The following is a 22,257-nucleotide window of genomic DNA, read 5'->3' as shown; positions in this document are numbered from 1 at the left end:
CAGATTGGCCGATTCGGTACGGGTTCGGAACTCGACCGCGGTACCGGAGGTTTGAATTGACGTTACTCCGTCAACGTACGGTTCACAGCCCCTCTGCGGCCGCGATTTCCCGGACGGCGGCGAGGGTGTCGGCCTCGGCCGCGGTCTTGTCCGGCCGGTAGCGCACCACCCGGGCGAACCGCAGGGCCAGCCCGGCCGGGTAGCGGGGGCTGCGCTGGACGCCGTCGAAGGCGATCTCCACGACCAGTTCCGGTCGGACCCGAACCGTCCAGTCGTCCCGGTCCGTCTCGCGGGCCAGGAGTTCGGCGGTCTGCCAGGCGAGTACCTCGTCGGTGAGCCCCTTGAAGGTCTTGCCGAGCATCACCCAGGGGGCGGCCCCGGGTTCGTCCGCCGCCCGGGCGCCCAGGTGCAGGTTGCTGAGGAACCCGCGCCGCCGCCCGCTGCCCCACTCGGCGGCCAGCACCACCAGGTCCAGGGTGTGCCGGGGCTTCACCTTGATCCATCCTGCCCCGCGGCGTCCGGCGGCGTAGCCGGCCGCCTGGTCCTTGACCAGCACGCCCTCGTGGCCGAGCGCCAGGGTGTCGCGGAAGAACGCCAGGGCCCGCTCGGTGTCGCCGGTCTCCGTCCTGGCCACCCGCAGGCCGTCCGGGACCGCCTCGGCGAGCGCCGTCCAGCGCTCCCGGCCCGGTCGGTCCACCAGGTCCTCGCCGTCCCGGTGCAGCAGGTCGAAGAAGTAGGCGTGGAGCGGGACCTCGGCCCGCAGCCGGTCCGGATCCCGGCGGGACGCGGTGCGCGCGGCGGTCTCCTGGAACGGGCGCGGCCGTCCGTCGGGCCCGAGCGCGATCGCCTCGCCGTCCAGCACCGCGGAGCGCAGCGGCAGGGCGAGCGCGGCCTCGACCACCTCGGGGACGCGCGCGGTGATGTCGTCCAGGCCGCGGGTGAACACCGCGACCTCCCCGCCGTCCCGGTGCACCTGGATCCGGATGCCGTCCAGCTTCCACTCCAGGGCGGCCGGCCCGGTGCGCTCCAGGGCCGAGACCACGTCCGGCGCGGAGGCGGCGAGCATCGGCCGCACGGCCCGGCCGACCTCCAACCGGAACGCCGTCAGCGCGGGCACCCCGCCGCTCAGCGCGGCCTCGGCCACCGCGCGGGCCGAGCCGCGGAACATCAGCGCCCGCCGCACCTCCGCCGCCGGCACCCCGGCGGCCAGTGCGACGGCGTCGCCGACCACCGCGTCCAGCGCGCCTTGGCGCAGGTCGCCGACCAGCACCGCGCGCAGGAACGCCTGCTCGACCTCCGTCGCCCGCGCGAAGAGCCCGGTGAGCAGCCGCCGCCGCTCGGCCTGCGCGCCCGTCCCGTGCACCGCGGCGATCCGCTCCAGCTCCCGTTCGGTCTCCCGCACGCCGAGGGAGGCCCCGGCGGCGGGCGGCGGCAGGTCGCGCAGGCCGGCCGGGCCGATCCCGGTGCGCAGCCGCTGCGACTCGCCCGAGAGCAGGGCCACCGCCGACGGGGCCTCGGCCGGGCCCAGCTCGCGCAGGCAGTCCGCGAGCAGCGTGGTCTTGGCCCGCCGTCCGGGTTCGGCCGCCACGGCGCGGGAGGTGAGGGCCAGGTGCCGCAGCCGCATGAGGCGCTCCTCGGGTGGTCCCGGTGCGGCCGCCGACGGATCCGGGCGGCCTGGTCCAGGATCGGCGACCGCGGCGGGCCCCGCACGGCGGCGCGCATCCGGTACACCGCCGGAGTGGAGTACGCGGACGGTCGGTCCTGTCCGCGGCGGAGATCGGCGCGGGGCCGACGGGCCGTCATGCTGGCGCCACACGCGGCCCGGCGATCCCGGGCCCGCCCGACCGAGGAGACCGAGTTGACCACCACCACCCGCTGGACCGTCGGTGCGCCGGAAGCCGCCGACTACCCCGCCTGGCGCGAACTCTTCCGCGGCTACTGCGCGTTCTACCGGGTGCCGATGCCGGAGCAGAAGGCCGAACTGGTCTGGTCCTGGCTCACCGACCCGGAGCACGAGCTGTCGGGCCTGCTGGTCCGCGACGCCGGGGGGACGCCGGTCGGCCTGGCCCACTACCGCCCGTTCTCGCGCCCCCTGCACGGCGCCGTCGGCGGTTTCCTGGACGACCTGTTCGTCGCCCCCGGGGTGCGCGGCGGCGGTGCGGTGGACGAGCTGCTGGCGCGCCTGCGGGAGATCGCCGCCGAGCGCGGTTGGACCACCGTCCGCTGGATCACCGCGGACGACAACCACCGGGCCCGCAGCAAGTACGACCAGGTGGCCACCCGGACGATGTTCGTCACCTACGACATGGCCCCCGACCAGTCCTGATCCGCCAGCCCCACCGGCCGCCGGTCCACCGCGGCGGCGTGTCGCCGGGCGCCCGCGCCGCCGCGGACCGCGGCGGGACCGGGCACGTGACGACTCCGCCGGACATTCGTTCGGACTTTCTGTTATCCGCGCGCCGCCGGAGGGTCTCCCAGGTGTCGGCACCCGACGGCCGACCCGGACAGAAAGCGTGGCCACGTGAACAGCGACGACAGGACGACCATCCTCCCGGCGAACGGCGCCGAGGGGGGCGTGCGGGGCGGAGCGCCCGGACGCTCCGCCCGCCGGGCCGCCCAGCGGCACGCGGAACACCACGGAGGCCGGAGCCGAAGGGGCCGGAGGCGCGGCCCGCTCGGACCGGTCACCGCGGTCGTCGCCGCGGTGGCGGGCACCGGGCTGCTCGCCGCCCTCGCCGGGGCCGGCTACGCGGCGTACGGCGGCAAGCAGACCGACCGCGACCAGGCGGGCCAGGAGGCGGTGGCGGCCGCGCTGATCGCCGCGGAGGCCGGCACGCACGACGGCATCCAGGTGCCGGGCGCCGGGGGAGCCGACTTCGGCGCGTCCGGAGCCCCGGTCAACATGTCCGCCACCGAGCCGGCGCCGACCCCGACCGGCTCCACCGCCCCGGCCTCCCCGACCGCGACCGCTACGCCCTCGCCCACCGCCACCGCGACCGCCACCACGAGCCCGACCGCCACCACGAAGCCGAGCCCGACCGCCACCGCCAAGTCCACCGGCACCCCGACCGGCACGCAGCGCAGCGGCGGATCCGCCGCCGCGAGCACCGCTGCGCCCGCTCCGGTGGGCGGCGGCGCCTCCCCCTCGTACGCCCAGCAGGTCGTCGACCTGGTCAACGCCGAACGCGCCAAGGCCGGTTGCGGCCCGGTCACCGCCGAGTCCCGGCTGGCCAGCGCCGCCCAGTCACACAGCGACGACATGGCGAACCGCAACTACTTCGACCACGCCAGCCCCGAGGGGTACCACGCCGACCACCGGATCGAGGCGGTCGGCTACCGCTGGAGCACCTGGGGCGAGAACATCGCCCGCGGCCAGCAGGACCCGGCCGCGGTGATGGACGCCTGGATGAACAGCCCGGGCCACCGCGCGAACATCCTGAACTGCGCGTTCAAGCAGCTCGGGGTGGGCGTGCGGACCGGGTCCGGCGGTCCGTGGTGGACCCAGGTCTTCGCCGCCCCGGCCTGATCGGCCCGCTTGGTCCAGCCTCGGGTCCGACCCCTTGGTCCAGGCCGATTTTCCGATTCCGCGAACATTGTTGTTATCTGATCACTCCCCACGGGTCTCCGAGGAGGCATCGGCGGACGGAACACGGCAAGACGGAGTGCGGACCATGAACGCTGACGTGCAGAACAGGACCGGGACCACCCTGGTACGCGCGGCCCAGGCGGGCGACCGGCAGGCGCAGGAGGCGCTGGTCGCCGCCTGGCTGCCGCTCGTCTACAACGTGGCCGGCCGCGCCCTCGGCGGCCACGCCGACGTCGACGACGTCGCCCAGGAGACGATGATCCGCGCCCTGGACGGCCTCGACGGGCTGCGCGACCCGGACTGCTTCCGGTCCTGGTTGGTCGCCATCACCATGAACCAGGTCCGCCGGCGCCACGCCGCCGGGCAGCAGCAGCCCACCGTCGGCGGCCTCGACGAGACCTGGGAGGTCCCGGACCCGCGGGCCGACTTCACCGACCTCACCATCCTGCGCCTCGGCCTCTCCGGCCAGCGCCGGGAGGTCGCCGAGGCCACCCGCTGGCTCGACCCCGACGACCGCGAACTGCTCTCCCTCTGGTGGCTGGAGGCCAGCGGCGAGCTCACCCGCGCCGAGCTCGCCGAATCCCTCGACCTGAGCCCGCAGCACACCGCCGTCCGGGTCCAGCGGATGAAGAAGCAGCTCGAAGCCGGCCGGGTCGTCGTCCGGGCCCTCGGCGCCTACCCCCGATGCCCCGAACTCGCCGAGGTCACCGTCGGGTTCGACGGCACCCCGAACTCCGTGTGGCGCAAGCGCATCGCCCGCCACATCCGCAGCTGCGTCACCTGCGACCGGCTCGGCCGCGACCTCTTCCCCGCCGAAGGACTGCTGGCCGGCCTCGCCCTCGTCCCGATCCCGTTCGACTCGCCCGCACTGCTGCACTTCCAGCACACCGCCGCCACCGTCGCCGGCGCCCAGGGCTCCGCCGCCGGCCACGGCGCCGCGGGCGCCCACGGCGGCTGGGCCGGGACGGCAGCCCGCAAGGCCGTCCTGGCGAGCGGGGCGGTCGCGGTGGTGGCCGTCACCACCCTCGCCCTGGTCTGGTCGCGCCCCGCCGAGACCCCGGTCGAGGCGGCTCCCGAGCCCACCACCCCGGCCGCCGCCCTCGACACCCCGGTGGTGGACACCCCGACGGCCACCGCCACCCCGGTCGCCGCCCCGGTCACCCTCGCCGCCACGCCGGCGCCCGCGCCGACGCCCACCGACACTCCCACCGGCACGCCCACGCCCAGTGCGACGCCCACCGCCACCCGGTCGGTCGCGGCCCCGCCGCCCAGCCCGGAGCGGCAGCTCGTCGACCTGGTCAACGCCGAGCGCGCCAAGGTCGGCTGCGCCCCGCTGCGGATCGACCCCCGGCTGCACGCCGCCGCCCAGAAGCACGCCGAGGACATGGTCGCGCGCGGGTTCTTCGACCACGTCAACCCCGACGGGGTCCGCACCGACGCCAGGATCACCGCGGCCGGCTACCGCTGGTCCCAGTGGGGCGAGAACCTCGACCGGGGGCCGACCGCGCCCGCCGTGGTGTTCACGCGCTGGATGGACGGCGGCATCCACCAGTCCAACATGCTGGACTGCGGCTTCAAGGACGTCGGCGTCGGTGTGGCCACCGGCCCGGCCGGCGGCTACTGGACCCAGGACCTGGGCGCGCCGCTGAGCTGACGCCCCGGCCGGCCGGGCCGGGGCGGGCCCGGTCGGGCCCGCCGTGGCCGGAAAGCCCCCGGCCGGAGCCGCTGTGGCCGGAGGGGAGGGGCGGTGGGGCGGTGGGGCGGTGGGAGACGGGCCGGAGGGCGGCCTCGCTAGGCGGGGGTGACCCCGACCAGGCCGTCCGCGGACCCGGTCACGAACCCGGTGGCCTCGCCGACGACGCCCCCGGCGTCCCCGACCTGCCCGGGCAGCGCGTCGGGCGCGCTCGTCGACGGCCCGGGCGTACCGTCCTGCCCCCCGACGGCGCTGGCGTGCGCGCTCGGCGCGGTCAGCGAGGCGACGAAGCCCACGGCGAGCGAGGCAACGGCAAGCATGCTGCGCTTCTTCATGGCAGGCCCAACGAGACTGGGCCGCCCGGGTTACGGGTCGGGGCCGACGCCGGGCGACCTTTCCGGTGGCGGGAGGTATGGGAGGGCGGTGGGATGGGGAGGGGTCGGGAACGATTCCGGCAAATCGGTCGATTCGCCGTGTGTCGGAGTCGCCGCCAGGACCTGTCAGGACCTCCACCGCGACACGAAGGGCAACCGATGCACGCAGCCGAGCTCTCCCCGGCCGTCCTCGCCGAGCTGCGCCGCCCCCGGCGCTACCCGGCCGTCTCCGTCCTGCTGCCCACCCACCGCAGCGAGCCCGAAAACAGCCAGGACCCGGTCCGTCTGCGCAACCTCGTCGCCGAGGCGAAGAACCGGTTGCACGCCGACGAGGCCGTCAGCCGGGCCGACCGGCTGGACGTCGTCGAACAGCTGGACCGCGCGCTCACCGAGGTCGACCTCGTGCACGCCGAGGACGGCCTGGTGATCTTCGCGGCGCCCGGCGAGTACCAGGTGTGGTCCCTGCCGCGCCCGGTGCCGGCCCGGGTCGTGGTGTCGGACACCTTCCTGACCCGCAACCTGGTCGCCGCCCACGCCGGGGGTGCGCCCTTCTGGGTGCTGACCGTGGCCGCCGACCGCGCCGCCCTGTTCGGGGGGAGCGGGACGACCCTGGTCGAGCACACCGGGGGAGGCTTCCCCGTCGACCACGTCCGGCCCGACTGGGACGTCGAGCGCCAGGAACGGATCGGGGACGTGCCGAGCACCTTCCGCGACGAGGAGACCCGCCGCTTCCTGCGCTCAGCCGACACCGCGCTGGCCGCCGTGCTGGAGGCGGACAACCGGCCGCTCTTCGTGCTCGGCGAGGCGGCGGCGCTCTCGCTGCTCGACGAGGTCGGCGGCGCCGCCAAGCGGGCCGCCGCCCAGGTCTCCCGCGGCGGCCTCGGCCACGCCTCCGCCGCCGCGGTGGCGGAGGCCGTCCGGGCAGCCGTCGCCGAGCAGGGCCGCAGGGCGGTGACCGAGCTGCAGGAGCGCCTGGACCAGGCCCAGGGCGTGAAGGGCCTGGCCGCCGGCATGGACGAGGTCTGGCAGTCCGTCAGCGAGGGCCGGGCCGCCGTGGTCGTGGTCGAGGAGGACTACTGGGAGCCCGTCCGGGTGACGGACAACCACCTCGTCCCGGCGCCCGCCGGTGAGCCCGACGTCCGCGAGGACATGGTCGACGAGATCGTCGAGCGTGCTCTCGACACCGGCGCCAAGGTGCAGTTCGTCCCCACCGGCGACCTCGCGTCCCGCGGCCGCATCGCCGCCGTCCTGCGGTACTGACCCGCCCGGCCGCGACCCTCCCGGCACCGGTCAGCCCGGCCTCCGGCCACCACCGTCGGGCGGTGCCGACGCGGCCCCGTGGTGCGGGCCCCGACACGTCGGGGCCCGCACGGCCGTGTCACACCGGCGGCCCGGCCAGCCGGTCAGCCCGGGTAGAACGTCCGCCCGGCGGCGCCGGAGGAGACGGACCACACCTCGGTTATCAGCCCGTCGGTGATCCGCAGGGTATCCGTACCGCTCCTGGCCACCACCGCGCCGTCCGCGTCGACGAAACTCGCCCGGTACGGCCGGGCCACCAGGCCGGAGACCGTGCCGCCGGCCGGTTCGAGGTCGACCACCGCGACGCCCTCGGCCTCGAAGCGCAGCCCCGGACCGCGCATGGCACGCCACTGGGCGATCACCTCGGCCAGCCGCTCCGGCGTCCGCACCTCGTCGAACACCTCCGTCCCCGCCTGCGCGTACCGCAGCGTGAACTCGGGTGCCATGATCTCCGCGGCGAGCCGCAGCTCGCCGTTCCACAGCGCCGTCCACCGGTCGTAGACACCGGCTCCGACCCCCCGCAGCTCCGCACCCATGAGAAGACCCCCGTTCGTTCTCCGATTGTGTTCAGGACGCTAGCAGGGCCCACTGACAATCCGTCCCCGGCGGGCGCCGGCCGGTCCCGGCAGGGACCGTGAAGCCCCGGCGGACGGCCGGGTCAGCCGAGGGGGGCGGGGGTGCCCCGCGAAGGGGTCGCCCCCCCGACGGCCTGGATCGAGTCCAGCACCGGCTGGACCAACCCCACGGTGGCGTCGGACGGCTGCCGCAGGCACACCGTCAGCTCGATGAGCGCTGCCCGCGCGCCCGGCCGGGTGATGAGCGTGTGGCCGACGAACTCCCGGTTGCCGCCCCGCACCAGGCACGGCTTCTCCGGCGCCCGCTCGCGGGCGGTGGCCGGCTCGGCGGCGACCTTCCCGACCAGGCCCGGGTCGTCCACCTTCAGGAAGGACAGCACGGCCCCGTCGACCGGGAGCAGCTTCGGCAGCCGGCACGCGTCGGACTCCGTCGTCGGGCAGGGTGTCGGGGGGCCGGACTGCGCGGTGGCCTGCGGCGACTGGCCCGGCGGATCGGTCAGCAGGACGCCGCCCTCCGGGTCGTCGGCGTCGGAGGCCTGGGAGAACCAGCCCTGCGGGACGCGGGCGACGACGTTCCACTCCCGCAGGCCGATGGTGATCCCGACGAGCTCGTCCGGGACGGTCGGGCCGTCGGAGGGTGAGGCCGAGGCGGGTGCCGACACCGGCCCGGCAGGCCGCAGCGCCGTCCCCCGGTCCGGTGCGGGAGCGATCGCCGGCGCGGCCACCAGCGCCGCGACGAGCAGCCCGCCGGTCAGCCCGGCCGCGAGCGCGGCGGCCCGCCGCCTGCGCCGGACCCGGGCGGCCCGGGCCCGGATCCGCTCCATCCGGTCCGCCGGGTCGTCCAGCGCCGGTACGGCCCGCTGGAGCAGAATCCGCAGTTCCTCCTCCGCGGCCCCGTCGCGGTCGCCCCAGTCGTCCTCGCCGCCCGCGCGGCCGTACGCGTCGAGCGGGTCAGTACCGGTCACGAGGTCCCCCGGTGAGCAGCAGTTCCCGGCTGGGCAGCCGGCCGCGCAGCACGGACAGCGCCCGGTGCGTCTGACTCTTGACCGTGCCGGTGCTGCAGCGGAGCACCTCGGCGGTCTCCTCCACGCTGAGGTCCTCGAAGTAGCGCAGCACCACGACCGCCCGCTGACGCGGCGGCAGCGCCCGGACGGCCTGGGCGACCACCTGCTCGACCACGACCTCCTCGTACGGGTCCCCGCCCGTCGGGACGGGCTCCGGCAGCTCGCCGTGCGGCAGCTCGCCGGTCCAGCGCCGGCGCCACCACGAGACGTGGCAGTTGACCAGCACCTTGCGGGTGTAGGCCTCGGGCCGGTCGATGGCGACCCGGTCCCACTTGGGCCAGACCCGGGCGAACGCGGTCTGCAGCAGGTCCTCGGCCTGGTGCGGGTCGCCGGTCAGCAGCCAGGCCACCCGGAGCAGCTTCGGGCCGCAGGCGGCGACGAACTCCTCGAAGTCCGGATTCGCATCGCTCATCGTGCCGTCCCCGCCATGGTGTCCGCGCCGTTCCCGTCGGTCGTGGCGGCCCGGCGGGCCGCGGTCGTGGTGTGCTTCTCACGGCTGCTGAACGCGATGGGCGGCGCTTTCGGTTGCCCGTCGGCGCGGAGAATTTTCCGGCGGTCCGGACCGGCCCGCGGTACACGGCCCGGAACGGTGGCGCGCGGCGCCCGGAACCGTGCGTGCGCGGCGCCCGGGTCCGGTGACGGGGACGACGACCGGTCCTGGTCCGGGGAGCTGGACGGCCCGCGAGCCGGCCGGGACTCGGCCGGGCGGCGGGCGGGCCGTGCCACCACGATGGCCCGCCCCGCCCGGGGGACCAAGGGCGCGCACCGGGCGCCCGGGGGCACGTCGCGGCGCGACCGGGAGCGAGGGCGTGCGGGGGAGGGCGTCAGAGCGTCCCCGAGCCCTGCGGCACCCCGCCGGGGAGCCCGTGGGCGGCGGACGGCGCCCGGCCCACCGGGGTGACAGTCCAGTCGGGGTGACCGGGCATCGGCGGGGTGCGCCGCCCGTACAGCCAGTCGGTGAGGAAGCCGGTGAGGTCCTGCCCGGAGACCTCGGAGGCGGTCCGGAGGTAGTCGCGGGTGGAGGCGGTGGCGTGGCGGTGCTCGCGCAGGAAGGTGCGCTCGATCCGGTCGAAGGTCTCCGCGCCGACCCGCTCGCGCAGCGCGAACAGGACCAGGGCGCCGCCGGTGTAGCGCTGGCTGTCGAAGAGGTCGTCGGCGCCGGGTGCGGCGACCGGGCCGGAGTCGTGGCGCCACTGGTCGCCGAGGCCGTAGACCTCGCGCATCCGGTCGACCAGGGTGGTGTGGCCCGAGGCGTCGGGCCAGCCGCGCTCGTAGCGGTACGTCAGCGCGTAGAAGTCGGCGTGCCCCTCGTTGAGCCAGAGGTCCGCCCAGGTGGCCGGGGAGACGCTGTCGCCGTACCAGGAGTGCACCAGCTCGTGCATCATGTGCGAGCCGATCGCGGACTCCGGCCGGCGCAGGAAGTCCGGCTTGTAGAGGGTGAGCGTCTGGGTCTCCAGGCCGGTGAAGCCGAAGGCGGCCGGGTCGTCGGTGTCGGCGGGCAGCAGTCCGTAGCTCTCGAACGGGAACGCCCCGAGGTGCCGCTCGGCCCAGGCGAGCTGGTCGGCGGTGAGCGCGAGGGCCGGTTCGAGCTCGGCGGCGCGGGCGGTCGGGACGACGTCGCGCAGCGGCAGGCCGCCCGGGCCGGGGCGTTCGCGCACCGTGTAGTCGCCGACCGAGACCTGGAGGAGTTCGGTGGCCATCGGCTCGCGGGAGACGTACCGGCGGGTGGTCCGGCCGTCGCCGAGCCGTTCGGTCGCCGTCAGTTCCCCGTTGGCGACGCCCAGCAGGGGGTCGGGTGCGGTGACGGCGACGGTGAAGCGGGCCTTGTCGCTCGGGTGGTCGTTGCACGGGAAGACGGTGTGCGCGCCGTCCGGCTGGCCGGCCAACGCGAAGCCGTTCGCGGTGGGGACCCAGCCGCTGTGCGGGCGCCGGGCGTGCGGGTCGGCGGAGTAGTCCACCGCCACCTGCACGGCCGCCCCGGGGTGCAGCGGCCGCGGCGGAGCGACCGTCAGCTTGGCGTCGCGGACGGTGAACCCGGCCGGGCGCCCGTCGACCCGGACGGCGCGCACGGTCAGGCCGAGCGCGTCCAGCCGCAGGCTCCGCAGGGTGCGGGACGGTCGGGCGGTGATCACCGCGGTGGCGTCCACGGTGCGGGTGTCGGCCCGGTAGTCGAACGAGAGGTCGTAGGCGAGCGCGTCGTAGCCGGTGTTGCCCAGGGAGGGGAAGACCGGATCGCCCAGGCCGTCCGCCGCGGTGGCCGTCGGGACGCTGGCGGAGAGCAGCGACGCACTGAACGCGAGCGCCACGAGGAGACCGGCGCGGGGCCTGGGCAGGGTGATCACCGTACTTCCGGGTGCTGGTGCCGGGAGACCTGGCAGCTGGGCCGGGCGCGGGGATCCGCCGGCGTGGTCGAGGCGTCGTGCGGTGGGGTGGTCGTGCGGCCCCCCGCCCCCCCGGGCCGCGGTGCGTGTGCGACGCACCGGGCACAGACCCTAGTGGACCGAGGGCGCCCTGCGGGCGGCTTTCCCGGAGGGCCGGCGACACGCGGTCGTCCCCCGGACGGCCCACCGTGCTGGCGGCCCCGTCGCGGGCCGGATAGCGTTCGAAGTGCTTCGTCCCCTGACGGACGGGGCCACGGCCGTCGGAGAACCTGGCCAGGTCCGGCGGCCGTTCCTCGTGCCCGCGTGCAGCCCGTAGGCTGGCGAGCGAGACGCCGCCCGCGTACCGGATGCCAGGAGCCGCCGTGACCACCCCCGATCCGCACGTCCTGGTGATCGGCGAGTGCGTCGCCGACGTCGTCCGATCGGACGGTGCCCCGGACGTGGTCCACCCCGGCGGTAGCCCGGCGAACGTCGCCTACGGGCTGGCCAGACTGGGGCACCCGGCCACCCTGCTCACCGAACTCGGGGCGGACGCCAACGGCCGGCTGATCCGGGCTCACCTGGAGTCGGCCGGGGTGCGGGTGCGGGCCGCCGAGGTGGCCCGGACGCCGTCGGCCGTGGTGCGGCTCGACGGTCGGGGGCGGGCCCGGTACACCTTCGACATCGGCTGGACGCTGCCGCCCACCGAGCCGGTCGACCCCCCGGCGGCGATCCACCTCGGGTCGATCGCCGCGGTCACCGACCCGGGCGCCGCCGCGGTGCTCGACCTGGTCGAGCGGTGGCACGGCCGGGCGCAGATCAGCTACGACCCGAACGTTCGCCCCGCGCTGATGGGCGGGCGGGAGCGGGCCGTGCGGCGGGTGGAGCGCTGGGTGGCGCTGAGCGACGTGGTCAAGGCGAGTGACGAGGACCTGGCCTGGCTCTATCCGGGCGAGGCAGCGGAGGCGGTGGCGGAACGCTGGCTCGCGCTCGGCCCGTCGGTGGTCGCGGTGACCCTCGGAGCCGACGGGGCCTTCGCGCTGGCCCCCGGTGGCGGACTGGTCCGGGCGGGGGCCGTACCGGTGGCCGTCGCCGACACCGTCGGCGCCGGGGACGCGTTCATGGCGGCGCTGCTGCACGCCCGCGCGGCCGGCGCGGACCTCACGGGCTGCCTCACCCGGGCCGTCACCGCCGCGGCCCTCACCGTCGCCCGCCCCGGCGCCAACCCGCCCACGGCCGCCGAACTCGCCGCCGCCCTCGCCGCCGCCGCGTCCTAGAGGGCCCATCCGGCGAGATCGACAGGACCCGCCCGCCGCACCCGGGCCCGGCGGGGCCTACCCGGCGAGCTCCTTGCCGTACCAGACCTGGGCGTACGGGCCGCTGCTGTAGGCCGGGATCTCGTGGTACCCGTGCCGGAGGTAGAGCGAGCGGGCCTCGATCAGGTCGGTGCGGGTGTCGAGGACGATGCGGCGGGCGCCGAGGGCGCGGGCGGCGTCCTCGACGGCGGCGAGCAGCCGGGCGCCGCCGCCGGTGCCGCGCAGCGCGGGCCGGACGTAGACGCGGGTCAGTTCGACGGTGTCGGCGTCGAGCCGGCGCAGTCCGGCGCAGGCGTGGGCGGTGCCCTCGTGACGGCCGATCAGGAAGGCGCCGTCCGGAGCGGCGAGGTCGTCGCTGGGGGAGCCGGCGAGGCCGGCGGCCAGTTCCTCGGGGGCGCCCTCGCGGTCGAAGTGGAGGCGGTAGTAGCGGTTGGCGACGTCGTGGTAGTAGTCGCGCAGCAGGTCCAGGGCCTCGGGTGCGGACACGTCGGCCGTGGTGACGGTCCAGAGGTCGGTGGCGCGGGGCGTGGTCGTCGTCATGGGCGCATGATCGGTGGTCGCGCACGTCCGCGGCAACGGGGTTTTCGCCCGTGCGGCCCCTGTGGGACCCGTGGTTCGGCAAAGGGCGGGCAAGGAGTGCGGCGCGTCGTTGCCCCGCACGGGTGACGGGGGGATTGGCGGGGGTGCACTGCTGGGGAGCAGTGCGTCTATGAACAGACCATCAGATCGTCACATTAATGGGGGTTTGAGGGGGAATCAGCGGGGGAGCGGCACCAGGGTCGTACGGACCGGCCTGCTGGCCACCGTCTGCCTCTCCGCCGTCGCCGCCGGCTGCGCCGGGCCCGCGAGCCCCGCCCGACCGGACGCCGCGCCCGCTGGCGCCAACAGCGCGAAGGCCGCCCGCGCGGTCGCACCCGCGGTGCTGCCGGGCCTGGCCCGCGCCGAGGAGGAGGCCCACGGCGAGGCGGTGGCCCGCCAGGCGGCGGCCCAGCAGGCGGCCCTGGAGACCGCGCACCGCTGGGGCCTGGAGCGCCCGCCACTGAAGACGCCCCCGCGCCCGGCGACCAGGGCGGTCCTCACCCCCGTGCAGGGCGTGAAGCTCAAGGACGGGCGGCCGCCGGTGGTGTACCGGGTGCCGACCGACGACAAGGTGGTCTTCCTGACCGTCGACGACGGTGCCGAGAAGGACCCGGAGTTCTCCCGGATGGCCGCGGAGCTCGGCATCCCGCTCAGCACCTACGTCTCCGACTACCTCGCCCGCGAGAACTACGGCTACTTCCGCGACCTGCACGCCCAGGGAGTGGAGATCAACAACCACACCATCAACCACCGCAACCTGAAGGTCCTCGACTACGAGACCCAGCGCGGCGAGATCTGCCGCCAGCAGGACCAGCTGGAGCAGCAGATCGGCGTCCGGCCCCGGCTGTTCCGCCCCCCGTACGGCGAGTACAACGACGACACCCTGCGCGCGGCGGCGTCCTGCGGGGTCGAGGCGGTGCCGATGTGGAACGAGGAGGCCTTCCCCGACCACATGGAATGGCGGTACTCGGACCGCAGGCTCCACCCGGGCGACATCATCCTCACGCACTTCCGGGGCCCCGACATCTGGAAGGCCTCCATGACGGACCTGCTGCGCAAGGTCGTCAACGACGTCACCGCCGAGGGCTTCTCCCTCGGCCGCCTCGACGACTACCTGTAGCGGAGGTCCGGACCTAGCCGAGCGAGAGGGCGTCCAGGTACACCCAGGCGCCCTCGTGCCGGACGAACCGGCTGTGCTCGGTGAGCACGCCCTGCTCGCGTCCCTCCGTCCAGTGCGCGCGGAACGCGACGGTGCCCTCGGCGTGGAAGGCGCCGCCGTCGGTGGTGGAGACCACCTCCAGCCCGGTCCAGCGCAGCCCCGGATCGAACTCCACCTCGGCGGGGCGGGTGTCCGGGTGCCAGGTGCGCAGCAGGTACGCCTCGTCCTGGGCGACGAAGGCGCTGAACCTCGAGCGCATCAGCGCCTCGGCGGTGCCGGCCGCCGCCAGGCCGCGGTGCAGCCGGCCGCAGCAGTCGCCGTAGGCGGCGGTCAGGCCGCACGGGCAGGGGGAGGAGGGCAGCAGCCGGGGCGCGGCGGAGGCGGCGCGGGGCGCGGGGCGACGTCGGGACATGCGGTCCATTCTCTCCCCTCCCGGCGGGCGTCCGGCATGGGGGCCGTCCGCGGGCCGCAACCGGTGGACCGACCAGGCCGCGGCCGGCCGCGTCGGGTGATCGACCAGTTCCGCGGCGTCCGGCCCGTCCGCGAGGATTCGGCGTGTTCCCGGCCGGTCGGCGGCGCACGCCGGGCGGTCCCACCGGTGCGCCGCGGGAGCGGGGCGGCGCATGGGCACCGGCGGCACGGGCACGGACGGCAGACGGGGTTTCCTCCGGCTGGGGGCGGTCCTCGCCCTCCCGATGGCGGCGCTGGCGGGCTGTTCCCGCGACCGGCGTCCCGAGCAGGGCGCGGACCGGTCGGCCACGGCCGTGCCGACCGCCTCGCCGCGCTCCGCTCCGCCCCCGGCCGACCGCGGCACCGTCCGGCTGACCAGCGTCACCACCGTGCGCGACGGCGGGCTGTACGACGTGCTGCTGCCCGAGTTCGAGGCGCAGAGCGGCCTGAAGGTCCGGCTCACCGTCACCGAGGAGGTCGGCGCCGCGGCCCGGGCCGGGCAGGCCGACGTGGTGCTTTCGCACTTCGGGCACCGCGACGTCACCGGGCTGGTCACCGACGGGCTGGTGCAGTGGCCGCGGACGGTCCTCGCCAACCTGATGTGCCTGGCCGGGCCGGCGGCGGACCCGGCCGGGGTGCGCGGGCTGGCCGACCTCGCCGAGGCGTTCCGCCGGATCGCCGCCGCCGGCCGGCCCCTGGTGGTCAACGACATCGACGGCGTGCGCTACCTGATGCGGACGGTGGCGGCCGAGGCCGGCCTGGGCGAGTCGGTCTTCAGCGACCGCGGGCTGGCGACCGGCGCGGCCGTGGACGAGGCCGCCGCCTCCGGCGGGTACACGCTCTGGGGGCTCACCCCGTTCCGGGAGTACCTGCGCGAGCACCCGGTCGACCTGGTGCCGCTGGTGCTGGACGACCCGCTGCTGCAGCGGGTGATGGTGACGGCGGTGGTGGCTCCGGTGAAGGTCGCGGGGGTCAACGAGGCGGGGGCGAAGGCCTTCCAGGACTACCTGCTGCAGCCGCGGACGCAGGCCCGGATCGGCACCTTCCGGCTGCCGGGGCTGGACGGGCCGGTGTTCGTCCCGGCGGGGCGGCACAACGCCAGGGAGTTCCTGCCGCCGGACCCGGCGGCGCCGGGCGGGCCGACCCGGACGCCGGGCAGCGGCCGGGGCCGGGCGTCCGCGAGCCCGTCCGCGCGGAGCTAGTCGAGGCGCGCGTTCGGCGTCCGGGCCGCTCGGCGAACGCCGGGCTCGCCCCCGCGCAGGGTCGCGGGGGCGAGCCCGGGGAGGTCACTTCGCGCGCTGGAACGCGTAGTTGAAGTCGCCGGTGCCGAGGATCCCGTACATCCGGATCCAGAGCGGCATCATCATCTCGGTCGCGCGGGCGCCGGTGATGTCGCCGAGGTCGATGACCCACCCGGCCGGCCAGCCGAACTCGCCCAGCAGCGCGACCGTCTCGGCCTTGGCGTCGGCGTCGTCGCCGGCGACGAAGACGTTGTGCTCGCCGGCGAGGCGCCCCGGGTCGACCATCACGGCGCAGTTCACGGTGTTGAGCGTCTTGACCACCCGGGCCTCGGGGAACTCGCGCTGGATCCGCTCGCCGACGCTGTCGGTGTTGACCGGGTCGAGGGTCAACCCGCCGTCGGGGCCGAAGACCAGCGGGTTGGAGACGTCGACCAGCAGCTTCCCGGCCAGGTGTTCGGCCCCGGCGGCGCGCAGCGCCTCGACCGCGACCGTCCCGCCGGTGGCGTTCAGGACGACCTCGCCGAAGGCCGCCGCCTCGGCGAAGGTGCCGGCGTGGCCGTCGGCGCCCGCCTGCTCGGCCCAGGCCGCCGCGTTCTCGTTGTCCTTGCTCCGCGAGCCCAGCGTCACCTGGTGGCCGAGCGAGACCAGCTTGCTGCCCAGCGTCCGGCCGACCACACCCGTGCCGATGATTCCGATGCGCACTTGCTTCTCCACCCGTCTCGTGCGACCTCAGCGGCCGCCCCACGGCGGGGCGGCCCGGCGACGACCCTAGTTGACCCGGCCTCAGTCGGCGATCACCGTACGGTCCGTGGACCACACCGCGGTGGTCGGGTGCCCGTCGGGCCCGCCGGGGGCGTTGCGCCCCCGACCCGGACCCGGGGCGGGACCGGCGCCGTGGCCGCCGTGGGTCGGCCGGAGGTTCGGCGAGTCGCCCCGCACCCCCGTTTCGTCACTGGTAGTAGTGGCCTGGTCGCGGAGCGATCTCCGCGTGACGATCCGGCCGACGGCCGGCCGGGGTGCGGTGTGGCGGCCCGACCGGCCGTCCGCACCGGACGGCCCGACAGGACATGAGGAGCGGTCATGGGTGGCAGACGGCGTCCGCCGGGAGCGCGGACCCCTCGGCGGAGCGGGGCCCCGGCGGGCGGCCGGGTGAACGCCCGGGTGGAGATCGCCCGGCTGGAGGGCTACCTGGCCTGGGAGGCGGAGGTGGCGGCGGCCGAACGGGACGCCCGGGCCTTCGCCGGACAGTTCCCGTGGCTGCCCGCCGCGGAGCGCGAGGGACTGGAGCAGGCCTACGCCGCCGACCGGCTGCGCTACGCGGAGGAGGTCGTCGACCGCGCGGTGGACCGCTGCCGCCGGCTGGCCGCCCGCTACCGCGCCGAGTGCCGCCGGATCTGCACCCGCTGGGCCGCGCTCTGCCTCTCCGTCACCATGGCGGCGGCGCTGTTCGCGGTCGTCCCGGCGGCGTTGCGGGGCTGAGCCCGGCCCGTGGAGCGACGGGGGCCCGCCGCGCCGGTGACGGCGCAGCGGGCCTCCGCGGTGTCCGCGGTGCTCAGTGGTGGCCGTGGCCGCTGGTGATCTCCTCGTGCTCCTCGGCGGTGGGCTTGGCGATCTGGCTGCCCTCGCCGTAGAAGCCGCGGGACAGCTTCACCCGGGCGCGGGTGAACAGCCCGGCCTTGCGGGCCACGCCGTTCTCGTCCACCGCGGGCGGCAGGGTCGAGGGCTGCGGCTGGTCGTGCGAGGTGAGGGTGTACAGCCGGCCCTGCGGGAGCGGGGCGTGCACCTCGACGAACTCGCCGTGCTGGAGCCGGTTGATGACGCCGGTCTCGCGGCCGTGCAGCACCTTCTCCTTGTCGCGCCGCTGCAGGCCCAGGCACCAGCGCTTGGTGATCACGAAGACGACGATCGGGAGGGCGAAGAAGCAGATCCGCACCGCGTAGGTGATCGCGTTGATCGACAGGTGAAAGTGGGTGGCGAGCAGGTCGTTGCCGCCGCCGGCGAGCAGGACGAGGTACAGGCTGATCCAGGCCGCGCCGTAGGCGGTGCGCACCGGCGCGTTGCGCGGCCGGTCGGCGATGTGGTGCTCGCCGCGGTCCCCGGTGACCCAGGCCTCGATGAACGGGTAGCCCCAGACGGCCACCAGCACCAGCGGGAAGACGATCAGCGGGACGAACACCCCGAGGTTCAGCGTGTGACCGCCCCAGACGCTGATCTCCCAGCCGGGCATCACCCGGATCAGGCCCTCGGAGAAGCCCATGTACCAGTCCGGCTGGGCGTCGGTGGAGACCTGGTCGGGCCGGTACGGCCCGTACGCCCAGATCGGGTTGACCGTCGCGATCGCCGCCATCACCGAGACGACGCCGAAGACCAGGAAGAAGAACCCGCCGGCCTTCGCCATGTAGACCGGCATCAGGGGCATGCCGACGACGTTGTCGTTGGTCCGTCCGGGGCCCGCGAACTGGGTGTGCTTGTGGTAGAAGACCAGGATCAGGTGGGCCACCAGGAGGCCCAGCATGATGCCGGGGATCAGCAGGATGTGCACGGTGAACAGCCGGGGCACGATCAGGATGCCCGGGAACTGCCCGGCGAAGACGAAGAACTGGATGTACGTGCCGATGATGGGGACCGCGAGGATCGCGCCCTCCATGAACCGGATGCCCGTCCCGGACAGCAGGTCGTCCGGCAGGGAGTAGCCCATGAAGCCGTCGAACATGCCGAGGAACAGCAGGACGGCGCCGAAGATCCAGTTGAGCTCGCGCGGCTTGCGGAACGCGCCGGTGAAGAAGACGCGCATCATGTGCGTGAGCATGGCGGCCACGAACACGATGGCCGACCAGTGGTGGATCTGGCGGATCAGCAGGCCGCCGCGCAGGTCGAAGCTGATGTCGAGGGTCGAGGCGTAGGCCTCCGACATCTCGATGCCCCTGAGCGGGACGTACGAGCCCTCGTAGATCACCTCGGCCATGCTCGGCTTGAAGAACAGCGTCAGCCAGACGCCGGTCAGGATGATGATGACGAAGGTGTACAGGCAGATCTCGCCCAGCATGAAGGACCAGTGGTCCGGGAAGATCTTGCGGAGGTTGGCCTTGGCCAGGGAGTAGACGCCGAGTCGGCCGTCGGCCCAGTCGGCGAGCGCCTCGGCCTTGTTCGCCGGCTTGGCGCGCGTGCTGGTCACCGGTCCCGGCTGCGACTGCTGGTCGGTTCTCACGACGGGCTCCCCGGCGTCCTCGGCGTACCGTGCTGGAGGCCCGTCGGCGGGAACGCCGGCCGGCGAAGTGTTGTGATCATGGGACCTCTCGATACGGGCCCGCCGGTCGGACCGGCGCGCGAAGCGGGTCGACCCGCTGGGCCCGTTGCTCAGGGTGATGAAGCGCTTACTCTGTCATGCTGTCGGCAGGGGGCCGACTGTGCACGTCCATCGGCCCGTCCGGCGGCTCGTGTCGGGCCGGACGGGGGGTTCTGACGTCCGATCGGCCGCTCGGACGGGGGCGATGCTGCGGTCGGGTGCCGCTGAACCGTTTCGGCGCGCGCCGCGTCCGGGCCTCCTGCGGGGGCGGGCCTACGCTGCGCCAATGGTGGATCACCGTGAACTCTTCGAGGACGTCGCCGCGGCCCTCGCCCGCGCCGGGTTCGACACCGCGTCAGGCCCGTCCGGGCTGCGGATCGGCCACTGCCCCCAGGGCGTGGTGGTCGGCTGGTCACCGGGGGAGGGGGCGGACGGGCCGCCCTCCCGGGAGGCGCGCGAGGCGGTCGGCGGCGCGGCCGCGGTCGTGCTGCGCGAGTGCGGCTACCTGGTGGCCGAGACCGGTGACGGCGAGCTGCTGGTCACCCCGGCCGCCGTGCCGGTGACGGTGGCGGCGGAGGCGGAGGGGGTTCCCGAGCAGTGGTGGGGGTGAGCGCGGACGGGTGGGGCGGCGTTGGGCCGTTCGGCCCCCTCATACCGAACCCTTACCCGATCGGGAGGCGCGGTTGACCGTGGCGGATCCAAGGTTTGCCTAAGCTGAGCGGAAACGCCCCGGGCCGCGTGTCCGGGGCGTTCGGCTGTGCCGCGCCGCCGCCACCCGCGGCGGGCCGCTCAGGACAGCCGGCTGCCTCGGGCGGGGGCGGGCGGCCGGTGAGGGGCTGCGGGTGAAGGGTTGCGGGGAGGGCGGGGCCGGTGACGGGCGGCCGGTCCGTCAGGAACCGAGGGTGAAGCCGATCGCCGCGCCGCCGCCGTCCCGGTTGGCGGCGAAGGCGGTGCCGCCGTGCGAGAGGGCCACCTCGTGCACGATGGCCAGGCCCAGCCCCGACCCGGGCAGGCTGCGGGTGGCGGTGGCGCGGTAGAAGCGGTCGAAGACCCGGCCGAGGTCGGCCTCGGCGATGCCCGGCCCGCGGTCCAGCACCTCGACCCGGGGACCGCGCACCACCACCTCGATCGGGGCGGTGCCGCCCGGGTCGAACTTGGCGGCGTTGTCCAGCAGGTTCCCCACCGCGCGGGCCAGTGCCTCGGCCCGCGCGGTCACCGAGGTGTCGTCGGCGTCCACGGTGATCAGCCGTCCGCTGCGCCGCCGGGCCTGCGCGACGGCCTCGCGGACGACCTCGGCCAGCACCAGGACGGTCGGCTGTTCGTCCGCCTTCTGCTCCGCGGCGAGCGCCACCAGCTCCTCCACCAGCAGCGTCAACTCCCTGGCCTCCTCGGCCAGGTCGTTCATCAGCGCGGACCGCTCGGCGGCCGGCAGGCGGTCCAGGCTGGGCAGCACCGCGAGGTTGGTGCGCAGGCTGGTCAGCGGGGTGCGGAGCTCGTGCCCGGCGTCCTGGACGAGCCGGCGCTGGTTCTCCCGGGCCGCGGCCAGCCGGTCCAGCATCCGGTCGAAGGCCCGGCCGAGGCGGCCGATCTCGTCCGTCCCGGCGGCCGGCACCGGGACGTCCAACCGGCCGCTGGCGGCGACCAGTTCGGCCACCTCGGTGAGCCGGACCAGCCGTCGGGTCACCCGCCGGGCCAGCAGCCCTCCGGCCGCTCCGGCGAGCACCGCGACCACCGCCACCGACAGCACCGTGCGGGCCCGCAGGACCCCCAACAGGTGCTCGGTCGGGCCGAGTTGCTGGGCGATCTGGACCGCACCGCGGCCGCCGCCGAGGGAGACGACGGCCACCCGGTAGGTGTCGCCGTCCGCACGCCGCAGTCCCGTGGCGGTCCGGCCGGGGTCGTCGGCGCGGGCGAGCTCGCGGTCGTCCGGGACGGGCGGGAGGTCGATCCGGGCGGTGCCGGGCAGCACCCCGCCGTCGGGGCCGAGCGCCTGCGGGGTCACCCGGATCGGGCGCAGGAGGTCCGGGCTGAGCCCGTCCGAGCCGTTGAAGTCGCCGGGGAACAGCTTCTGCCGGCCGACCTGCTGGTGCACCGCCTGCAGCGCCGCGGTGAAGTCCGCCCCCTCGTCGTTCCGGATCAGCCGCGCGGCGGCGTGGTAGCCGAGCATGCCGATCAACACCGCGACCAGCGCGGCCATCGCGGCGAACGCCAGCGAGATGGTGGTGCGCAGCCCCGGGCCGGGCCACCGCAGCCCCGGGCCCGGCCACCGCAGCCGCGGCCGGAACCAGCCGGTCACGAGGCGCGCAGCGTGTAGCCGACGCCGCGGACGGTGTGGATCAGCGGTGCCAGCCCGGGCCGGTCGAGCTTGCGGCGCAGGTAGCCGATGAACACCGCGAGGTTCTTCGAGCCGGGGCCGAAGTCGTAGCCCCAGATCTGCTCGTACACCGTGGCCTGGTCGAGCACCGCGCCGGCGTGCCGGACCAGCAGCTCCAGCAGGTCGAACTCGGTGCGGGAGAGCTCCAGCTCGTGGCCGTCCCGCCAGGCGCGCCGGGCGTGCGGCTCGACCCGCAGGTCGGCCACGGCGAGGACGTCCTCCTCGGGCCCGGGCGGGTTGCGGCGCAGCAGTGCGCGCAGTCGGGCGAACAGCTCGCCCACGTCGAAGGGCTTGACCAGGTAGTCGTCGGCCCCGGCGTCGAGGCCGGCGATCCGGTGCGGGACGTCCACCCGGGCGGTGAGCATCAGCACCGGGGTACGGTCGCCGTCCGCGCGCAGTCGTCGGCAGACCTCCAGGCCGTCCGGTCCGGGCATCATCACGTCCAGCACCAGCACGTCCGGGCGCTGTGCGGCGAGTGCGGCGAGGGTCTGCGCGCCGTCCGCGGCGGTGCTCACCCGGTAGCCCTCGAGTTGGAGGGCGCGGGTGAGGGAGTCGCGGATGGCCCGATCGTCCTCGGCGATCAGCACGGTGTGGGTCATGGGGCCGATTCTCCCTGGCGTGCTCACGACGGTTTCGGGCGGGTCGGGCCCGCGGGGCCGACCGCCCCCGGGGTGCCGCGGGCGCCCGGACGGGCCCGGCACGGGCGGGCGGTCGGCGGGGCCGGGGGCACGGGCGGGCGTGGCCGCGGGCACGGCGGACGGCGGCGGCCGGGCGGTCGTCCGGCCGCCGGCCGGGGCGCGCAGCAGACGGCCGGACCTCACCGACGCACGATGCCAGCGGCGCCGGTGCGGCGTCCAGACCGCGGAGCGCGGGCCGGCCGCCGCCGGGAGCTTCCGCGCGC

The 22,257-nt window shown here is 75.6% G+C and carries 21 protein-coding genes; 9 read left to right on the top strand and 12 right to left on the bottom strand.

Annotated features, from left to right (window positions below):
* Positions 1–82 precede the first annotated feature (82 nt).
* Positions 83–1,624, bottom strand: a complete 1,542-nt coding sequence (locus tag ACIRS1_RS20910) for an ATP-dependent DNA ligase (RefSeq protein WP_402841901.1) — start codon at positions 1,622–1,624, stop codon at positions 83–85.
* Positions 1,625–1,858: 234 nt separating this feature from the next.
* On the opposite strand from ACIRS1_RS20910, the gene ACIRS1_RS20905 reads away from it, so the two are divergent.
* The 3 genes from ACIRS1_RS20905 (at position 1,859) to ACIRS1_RS20895 (ending at position 5,240) form a co-directional block, all read left to right on the top strand.
* A complete protein-coding gene (locus ACIRS1_RS20905; protein ID WP_402841899.1) occupies positions 1,859–2,326 on the top strand; it encodes a GNAT family N-acetyltransferase in 468 nt (155 codons plus the stop codon).
* A gap of 195 nt (positions 2,327–2,521) precedes the next feature.
* Positions 2,522–3,526 (top strand): CAP domain-containing protein, encoded by a 1,005-nt coding sequence (locus tag ACIRS1_RS20900; protein ID WP_402841896.1) that lies wholly within the window; start codon positions 2,522–2,524, stop codon positions 3,524–3,526.
* A 145-nt stretch (positions 3,527–3,671) separates the two neighbouring features.
* Positions 3,672–5,240 carry a sigma-70 family RNA polymerase sigma factor gene (locus ACIRS1_RS20895; RefSeq protein WP_402841893.1) on the top strand — a complete coding sequence of 523 codons (1,569 nt, stop codon included), beginning with the start codon at positions 3,672–3,674 and terminating at the stop codon, positions 5,238–5,240.
* Between the two features lie 137 nt (positions 5,241–5,377).
* On the opposite strand, the gene ACIRS1_RS20890 is transcribed toward ACIRS1_RS20895, so the two are convergent.
* Positions 5,378–5,599 carry a hypothetical protein gene (locus ACIRS1_RS20890; protein ID WP_360213659.1) on the bottom strand — a complete coding sequence of 74 codons (222 nt, stop codon included), beginning with the start codon at positions 5,597–5,599 and terminating at the stop codon, positions 5,378–5,380.
* A 213-nt stretch (positions 5,600–5,812) separates the two neighbouring features.
* Between ACIRS1_RS20890 and ACIRS1_RS20885 the strand changes: the two genes are divergently transcribed.
* The gene (locus ACIRS1_RS20885; RefSeq protein ID WP_402841890.1) at positions 5,813–6,913 is read left to right on the top strand and encodes a chemotaxis protein; all 1,101 of its coding nucleotides are present in this window, start codon (positions 5,813–5,815) and stop codon (positions 6,911–6,913) included.
* Positions 6,914–7,056: 143 nt separating this feature from the next.
* Here ACIRS1_RS20885 and ACIRS1_RS20880 read toward each other — a convergent pair whose 3' ends face one another.
* From ACIRS1_RS20880 to ACIRS1_RS20865, 4 genes are all read right to left on the bottom strand, one after another.
* The gene (locus ACIRS1_RS20880; RefSeq protein ID WP_360213663.1) at positions 7,057–7,488 is read right to left on the bottom strand and encodes a nuclear transport factor 2 family protein; all 432 of its coding nucleotides are present in this window, start codon (positions 7,486–7,488) and stop codon (positions 7,057–7,059) included.
* 122 nt (positions 7,489–7,610) lie between these two features.
* Positions 7,611–8,492 carry a hypothetical protein gene (locus tag ACIRS1_RS20875; protein ID WP_402841887.1) on the bottom strand — a complete coding sequence of 294 codons (882 nt, stop codon included), beginning with the start codon at positions 8,490–8,492 and terminating at the stop codon, positions 7,611–7,613.
* Positions 8,479–9,003, bottom strand: coding sequence for a SigE family RNA polymerase sigma factor (locus ACIRS1_RS20870; RefSeq protein WP_360213667.1), 525 nt, complete (start codon positions 9,001–9,003; stop codon positions 8,479–8,481). Before ACIRS1_RS20870 ends, ACIRS1_RS20875 begins: the two co-directional genes overlap by 14 nt.
* A gap of 412 nt (positions 9,004–9,415) precedes the next feature.
* Positions 9,416–10,933, bottom strand: a complete 1,518-nt coding sequence (locus ACIRS1_RS20865; RefSeq protein ID WP_402841884.1) for a M1 family metallopeptidase — start codon at positions 10,931–10,933, stop codon at positions 9,416–9,418.
* 401 nt (positions 10,934–11,334) lie between these two features.
* Between ACIRS1_RS20865 and ACIRS1_RS20860 the strand changes: the two genes are divergently transcribed.
* On the top strand, positions 11,335–12,228 hold the full coding sequence (locus tag ACIRS1_RS20860) for a carbohydrate kinase (protein ID WP_402841882.1): 894 nt from the start codon (positions 11,335–11,337) through the stop codon (positions 12,226–12,228).
* Between the two features lie 57 nt (positions 12,229–12,285).
* Here ACIRS1_RS20860 and ACIRS1_RS20855 read toward each other — a convergent pair whose 3' ends face one another.
* Positions 12,286–12,807 (bottom strand): GNAT family N-acetyltransferase, encoded by a 522-nt coding sequence (locus tag ACIRS1_RS20855; RefSeq protein ID WP_402841879.1) that lies wholly within the window; start codon positions 12,805–12,807, stop codon positions 12,286–12,288.
* Positions 12,808–13,012: 205 nt separating this feature from the next.
* On the opposite strand from ACIRS1_RS20855, the gene ACIRS1_RS20850 reads away from it, so the two are divergent.
* A complete protein-coding gene (locus tag ACIRS1_RS20850; RefSeq protein ID WP_402841876.1) occupies positions 13,013–13,966 on the top strand; it encodes a polysaccharide deacetylase family protein in 954 nt (317 codons plus the stop codon).
* A 13-nt stretch (positions 13,967–13,979) separates the two neighbouring features.
* Here the strand turns inward: ACIRS1_RS20850 and ACIRS1_RS20845 are convergent, their stop codons facing one another.
* Entirely contained in the window at positions 13,980–14,417 is a 438-nt protein-coding gene (locus tag ACIRS1_RS20845; protein WP_360213675.1) for a YchJ family metal-binding protein, read from the bottom strand.
* A 211-nt stretch (positions 14,418–14,628) separates the two neighbouring features.
* On the opposite strand from ACIRS1_RS20845, the gene ACIRS1_RS20840 reads away from it, so the two are divergent.
* Complete coding sequence (locus ACIRS1_RS20840) at positions 14,629–15,657, top strand: substrate-binding domain-containing protein (RefSeq protein ID WP_402841871.1); 1,029 nt, start codon at positions 14,629–14,631, stop codon at positions 15,655–15,657.
* A gap of 84 nt (positions 15,658–15,741) precedes the next feature.
* Here the strand turns inward: ACIRS1_RS20840 and ACIRS1_RS20835 are convergent, their stop codons facing one another.
* Complete coding sequence (locus tag ACIRS1_RS20835; protein ID WP_402841869.1) at positions 15,742–16,398, bottom strand: NADPH-dependent F420 reductase; 657 nt, start codon at positions 16,396–16,398, stop codon at positions 15,742–15,744.
* Between the two features lie 447 nt (positions 16,399–16,845).
* Between ACIRS1_RS20835 and ACIRS1_RS20830 the strand changes: the two genes are divergently transcribed.
* Positions 16,846–17,175, top strand: coding sequence for a hypothetical protein (locus ACIRS1_RS20830; protein WP_402841867.1), 330 nt, complete (start codon positions 16,846–16,848; stop codon positions 17,173–17,175).
* Positions 17,176–17,248: 73 nt separating this feature from the next.
* Here the strand turns inward: ACIRS1_RS20830 and ACIRS1_RS20825 are convergent, their stop codons facing one another.
* Positions 17,249–18,871, bottom strand: coding sequence for a cytochrome bc complex cytochrome b subunit (locus ACIRS1_RS20825; protein ID WP_402842001.1), 1,623 nt, complete (start codon positions 18,869–18,871; stop codon positions 17,249–17,251).
* A 397-nt stretch (positions 18,872–19,268) separates the two neighbouring features.
* Here ACIRS1_RS20825 and ACIRS1_RS20820 point away from each other — a divergent pair, with 397 nt between their 5' ends.
* Positions 19,269–19,592: a hypothetical protein gene (locus tag ACIRS1_RS20820; protein ID WP_402841864.1), complete on the top strand. Its 324-nt coding sequence runs from the start codon at positions 19,269–19,271 to the stop codon at positions 19,590–19,592.
* A 279-nt stretch (positions 19,593–19,871) separates the two neighbouring features.
* Here the strand turns inward: ACIRS1_RS20820 and ACIRS1_RS20815 are convergent, their stop codons facing one another.
* Complete coding sequence (locus ACIRS1_RS20815) at positions 19,872–21,278, bottom strand: ATP-binding protein (protein WP_402841862.1); 1,407 nt, start codon at positions 21,276–21,278, stop codon at positions 19,872–19,874.
* Positions 21,275–21,955: a response regulator transcription factor gene (locus ACIRS1_RS20810; RefSeq protein ID WP_360213693.1), complete on the bottom strand. Its 681-nt coding sequence runs from the start codon at positions 21,953–21,955 to the stop codon at positions 21,275–21,277. Before ACIRS1_RS20810 ends, ACIRS1_RS20815 begins: the two co-directional genes overlap by 4 nt.
* Positions 21,956–22,257 lie beyond the last annotated feature (302 nt).

The organism is Kitasatospora sp. NPDC101176 (assembly GCF_044768035.1).
GTDB lineage: Bacteria > Actinomycetota > Actinomycetes > Streptomycetales > Streptomycetaceae > Kitasatospora.
This window is presented reverse-complemented; position numbering and strand designations above follow the sequence as displayed.

Coding starts and splice junctions, on each gene's coding strand:
- ACIRS1_RS20845 (WP_360213675.1), bottom strand. CDS start 14,417: ATGTCCCGACGTCGCCCCGCGCCCCGCGCCGCCTCCGCCGCGCCCCGG.
- ACIRS1_RS20885 (WP_402841890.1), top strand. CDS start 5,813: ATGCACGCAGCCGAGCTCTCCCCGGCCGTCCTCGCCGAGCTGCGCCGC.
- ACIRS1_RS20895 (WP_402841893.1), top strand. CDS start 3,672: ATGAACGCTGACGTGCAGAACAGGACCGGGACCACCCTGGTACGCGCG.
- ACIRS1_RS20890 (WP_360213659.1), bottom strand. CDS start 5,599: ATGCTTGCCGTTGCCTCGCTCGCCGTGGGCTTCGTCGCCTCGCTGACC.
- ACIRS1_RS20880 (WP_360213663.1), bottom strand. CDS start 7,488: ATGGGTGCGGAGCTGCGGGGGGTCGGAGCCGGTGTCTACGACCGGTGG.
- ACIRS1_RS20870 (WP_360213667.1), bottom strand. CDS start 9,003: ATGAGCGATGCGAATCCGGACTTCGAGGAGTTCGTCGCCGCCTGCGGC.
- ACIRS1_RS20840 (WP_402841871.1), top strand. CDS start 14,629: ATGGGCACCGGCGGCACGGGCACGGACGGCAGACGGGGTTTCCTCCGG.
- ACIRS1_RS20855 (WP_402841879.1), bottom strand. CDS start 12,807: ATGACGACGACCACGCCCCGCGCCACCGACCTCTGGACCGTCACCACG.
- ACIRS1_RS20910 (WP_402841901.1), bottom strand. CDS start 1,624: ATGCGGCTGCGGCACCTGGCCCTCACCTCCCGCGCCGTGGCGGCCGAA.
- ACIRS1_RS20810 (WP_360213693.1), bottom strand. CDS start 21,955: ATGACCCACACCGTGCTGATCGCCGAGGACGATCGGGCCATCCGCGAC.
- ACIRS1_RS20820 (WP_402841864.1), top strand. CDS start 19,269: ATGGTGGATCACCGTGAACTCTTCGAGGACGTCGCCGCGGCCCTCGCC.